The organism is Spiroplasma sp. hy2 (genome assembly GCF_044714365.1).
Lineage (GTDB): Bacteria > Bacillota_I > Bacilli_A > Mycoplasmatales > Mycoplasmataceae > Spiroplasma > Spiroplasma phoeniceum.
The window spans coordinates 1-4646 of the sequence record NZ_RXFZ02000077.1; the positions used below are offsets into that span (position 1 = coordinate 1).

Sequence of the window (4646 nt, forward strand, 5' to 3'; positions counted from 1 at the left end):
AAATTTAAAGCAAAATCATAATCTTACACAAAATTAGTTTTCAAATTGTCATATTGATGATTTTTTTTATTTCATCAAGAGTTTTCGACAAAATTAAAGATTTTTATAACTCTTTTTAAATTATTGGTATAATAAAAGTAGTAATATTGTGCAATAAAGGGGAAGCATAATGAAAAATTGATTAAAAATTATTTTATCAATGATTTTTTTATTTGGTATGGCGATTATGGCGTTACTTATTGTCGTTATTATTTTCAATGTTAAATTCTTATATATTTTTTTAGGAATTGTTATTATTGATTTAATTTTCTCATTCTTTTTCTTTTTTTCCAAACGACGTTATGAAGTTAAATTTTCTTGAATTATTTTTATTAATTTTGTGCCATTTATTGGTCTATGTTCATATGTTTTTTTTGGTCGAAAATACCATTATTCAAATAAAAAATCATTATTGTACAATCATTTAAATAAATTAGAATATGATACTTATTGTAAAAAAAATAAGATATGTTTAATAAAATATACTGCTCCTAATCAAAAATTTGGTAATGTTGTTGAATTATTAATGCGGCATGTGAATAAGCCACTATACCAAAATAATAAAATTAAAATAATTACAAATGGGACCCGTGTTTTTAAATCATTATTAACAGATTTACAACAAGCACAACAATATATTTTATTAACTTATTTTATTGTTGCTGATGGTGAACTATTTGAATCTTTTTTAGTAGTTTTAAAAGAGCGAATTGCAGCTGGTGTTCGGGTTTATATGATTTATGACCATGTTGGTAGTTACTTTAAAATTAGTAAAAAAAGTATTAAAAAATTAATTAAAGCTGGTGTTCGAGTTCATAAATATTTACCAATTATTACACCTTTTATTAGTGGGAATGCCAATTATCGTAATCATCGTAAAGATGTTATTATTGATGGCTTAATTGGTTATACAGGTGGAATTAATTTAGCCGATTTATATGCTGATAAATCATGAAAGTTTGGAATTTTTCATGATATACAAGTACGAATTGAAGGTGAAGCGGTTCGAGGTTTGGAAGTAATTTTTGCTGATGACTGATTTTTTGCAACTAAACGTCATGAAATAATCACAGATTTAGAACCTGCCATTTTAACACCAAAACAATACAATATGAAGGGTAAATCACATTTACAAATTGTTAATCATAGTCCTAGCATTGATCATTCCATTACAAAAGACCTATATATTTCATTAATTAACAAAGCTCGTAAACGAGTTTGATTATCAACTCCTTATTTTATTCCACCAGATGATCTTATTCAAGCTTTAATTCTTGCTGCACGTGCTGGAGTTGATGTTCGTTTAACAATTCCAGGTTTGACTGATAAAATTTTTGTTTTAGATATAACAAAAAGTTACTGTAAACCTTTATTTGCTAGTGGTGTTAAAATTTATGAAATGAATAATACTTTTAGTCATAATAAAATTGCTATTTTTGATGATGATATTGCTCTGATTGGGACTTGTAATTTAGATTACCGTAGTTTCTTTTCTGACCATCAAACAACAGCAGTTATTTATGATCCAGAGGTAGTCGCAAGCTTTATTCCTCGTTGAGAATGAGATTATGAACATTCAATTTTATGACAGGAATGAGCAATTAAATATAAACCCTTGAGTTATCGACTATTGTTAACATGTTTAAAATTAGTCGCACCAATTTTATAAGTTAATGCTAATATCAAGAATAATTTTTTGTATAATTAATATGTGAAGGAGGGGGTATAATGCTATTTAATAAATTAAAAAATAAAGAGGACAAAGAAAAGGAACATCAAACAGAAAAAAAGCATAACTTATTACAAGAAAAATCATTGTCATCATCAGATAATTTAGAAAGTAGTTTGTTTGAAGATAAAGATGATAATAGTAAAATTAAAACTGGTTTTAGTTTTAAACGGCGTAAAACGCACAAAATTATTAAAGAATTAAATCGCCAGCGAATTAAGTCATTATTATTTTATACTGATATTAGTAATGTTTTACGGCAATTGGAATTTGGGCTACAGCCAGTTAAGAATATTCATTTGGCAAAAGAAAGTGAATATATTGTTTGAACATATTTAGAAAAACCTGATCATTTAGAGTTTGAATTAGATAATTCAACGCGACATTATTTTTGAAGTTGAATTGCAGAGCAAAAAGTTGATCCAAGTCAAATTACTGTGATTGCAATTGATATTCAAAATTTATTTCATTTAACAAAAAAAGATTGAGAATATGATGATGTAACCCGCCGTGTAAAAGTTTTTGAAGATGTGAAACCAACAGCAATTCGCTGAATATTAATGAAAAATAATCAGTATTTAAATCGAATTCAAATGTATGTTAAAAGTAATAATTTAAAACTTAAAATTTTTCAAGGTGAAAAAGGAAATGTTTCTAATGTGTTAACAGAAGGTAGAAAGAAGTAAAGAATGAAGAGAAAGTTAGAGAAAATTACTCTGCGTGAAGTTGATTTTGCGCAATGATATACTGATATTGTTTTAAATGCTGATTTAATTGCCTATGGGCCAGTCAAGGGAACAACTATTTTTAAACCTTATGGATATGCAATTTGAGAAAATATTCAAAAAATTTTAGATGCTGAATTTAAAAAAAATGGTGTAAAAAATGTTTATTTTCCTTTACTAATTCCAAAAACTCTTTTTAATAAAGAAAAAGAACATATTGAAGGGTTTTCACCAGAAATTGCAACAGTAACAAAAGTTGGAGATAAAGTCTTAGATGAAGAATTATACATTCGACCAACATCAGAAATTCTTTTTGGAACCTTTTTTAGTAAAGAAATCCAAGGTTATCATGATTTACCACTGTTATATAATCAATGAGTTAATGTTTTACGTTGAGAAAAAACGACCCGTCCGTTTTTACGTACAAGTGAATTTTTATGACAAGAGGGGCATACAATTCATAGTTCAAAACAAGAAGCACAGCAATTTACTTTAAAAATTTTAGATATTTATGCTACTTTTGCAGAAAAAACTTTATTATTACCTATGATTAAAGGGCAAAAAACAGAACGTGAAAAATTTGCTGGAGCAGAAGAAACTTATACGATCGAATCATTAATGTATGATGGTCAAGCTTTACAATGTGGGACTAGTCATTATTTTGGTCAAAATTTTTCTAAAACATTTGATATTAAATTTTCAAATCAAAAAAATACTTTAGAATATGCTTACTCAACATCGTGAGGGGTTTCAACGCGTTTGATAGGAGGGCTTATTATGACACATAGTGATGATAATGGACTAGTATTACCACCGCAAATTGCACCAATTCAAATTATGATTTTACCAATTAATAATGATAATGATGAGCAATTATTTGCAGTTGAGCAACTACAAAAAAAATTACACAAATATCGTTGTGAAATTGATCAATCAGACAAAGGTTTTGGGTTTCGTGCAGCTAATGCGGAAATTAAGGGAATTCCATTGTGAATTGAAATTGGAGCTCGTGATTTAGCACAGCAACAAGTTACAATTGCTCGGCGTGATACTTTTGAAAAAATTACTGTTTCCTGAACAGAAGTTGAAAAAGTAGTTTCTGATTTATTAGATCAAATTGCAACAAATTTATACCAAAGAGCTTTGGATAATCGTCATCAACGGACAAAAAAAATCGATAATTATTCAGAGTATAAAAAAACTTTAGCAAAAATGAATGGTTTATTTTTAGTGCCGTTTTGTGGTCGCATTGAGTGCGAAGATACAATTAAAGCTGAAACACAAACAACATCACGTTGTATTCCATTTGATGTTCCAACAAAAAAAACAACTTGTTTTCATTGCGGACAACCAGCAACTAATTTAGTTTATTTTGCGCGAGCTTATTAATAACAAAGAAATCTCTTTTATTTTTGATAAATTTCAATTGTAAAGGAGGTTTTTATTTGTTTAATCAAAATTTTATTGAAGAGCCATTAGCAGTTTATAATTCTTTTCAGTTTGCTTCTAATAATAAAATTAATTTAGCATTAGATTTAACAATTCCTTTATTTGCTTTTGATAATGGTGATAATAGTAAAGCCTATGCTTTTTATATTCGTCCTAATATTGGCAATTTAAAACCATGGTTTACTCCAACTGGTGAATTAACAACAGCATATAAAACTGACCACGAACCAAACACCAAATTGCTTGATGTTTTAAAAAAACGTTTTTTCAATTTAATTTTAATTTTTCAATATTAAAAGTATATTTAAATATTAATAATAAAAAACAATGTCAAATCACAACGGAATTACAAGCAACCGCTAGTTCAACAATTTTAAAAATATCACAAACACAAGTGGAATACTCAAAATGAGGAAAAGTTATTATTCCAGCCCAGTGTTTTGATATGAATAAAACAAATAAAATTAGTTTAGTTATTAATGCACCTAATCTTCGGGACAATGATTTAGTAACAAAAAATTCTTATCAAGAATTTTATTTAAATTTTAATTATAAGAAAGACTTTCTTAAACAAACAAAAAAATTATTCGGAATCTTTCAATAGACTTCTTGCATAACCTAGTTATTTTAAAATTCCTATAAAATATATTTAAAATAGAAATTATAGGAATCTAAAATTATGAAATTTGATAAATTTGATTTTA

The 4646-nt window shown here is 27.0% G+C and carries 5 protein-coding genes; all 5 read left to right on the plus strand.

All coding sequences use genetic code 4. The features are described 5' to 3' along the window. The first annotated feature begins 169 nt into the window (after nt 1-169). The 5 genes from cls (at nt 170) to EHV01_RS03360 (ending at nt 4546) form a co-directional block, all read left to right on the plus strand. Nucleotides 170-1708, plus strand: a complete 1539-nt coding sequence (cls, locus tag EHV01_RS03340) for a cardiolipin synthase (protein WP_422066194.1) — start codon at nt 170-172, stop codon at nt 1706-1708. 59 nt (nt 1709-1767) lie between these two features. Continuing rightward, nucleotides 1768-2454, plus strand: a complete 687-nt coding sequence (locus EHV01_RS03345; protein WP_422066195.1) for an acetyltransferase — start codon at nt 1768-1770, stop codon at nt 2452-2454. A gap of 3 nt (nt 2455-2457) precedes the next feature. After that, nucleotides 2458-3882, plus strand: a complete 1425-nt coding sequence (gene proS, locus EHV01_RS03350; RefSeq protein ID WP_422066196.1) for a proline--tRNA ligase — start codon at nt 2458-2460, stop codon at nt 3880-3882. A gap of 56 nt (nt 3883-3938) precedes the next feature. Beyond that, on the plus strand, nt 3939-4238 hold the full coding sequence (locus EHV01_RS03355; RefSeq protein WP_422066197.1) for a hypothetical protein: 300 nt from the start codon (nt 3939-3941) through the stop codon (nt 4236-4238). Nucleotides 4239-4336: 98 nt separating this feature from the next. Next, a complete protein-coding gene (locus tag EHV01_RS03360; protein WP_422066198.1) occupies nt 4337-4546 on the plus strand; it encodes a hypothetical protein in 210 nt (69 codons plus the stop codon). The last annotated feature ends 100 nt before the right edge of the window (nt 4547-4646 follow it).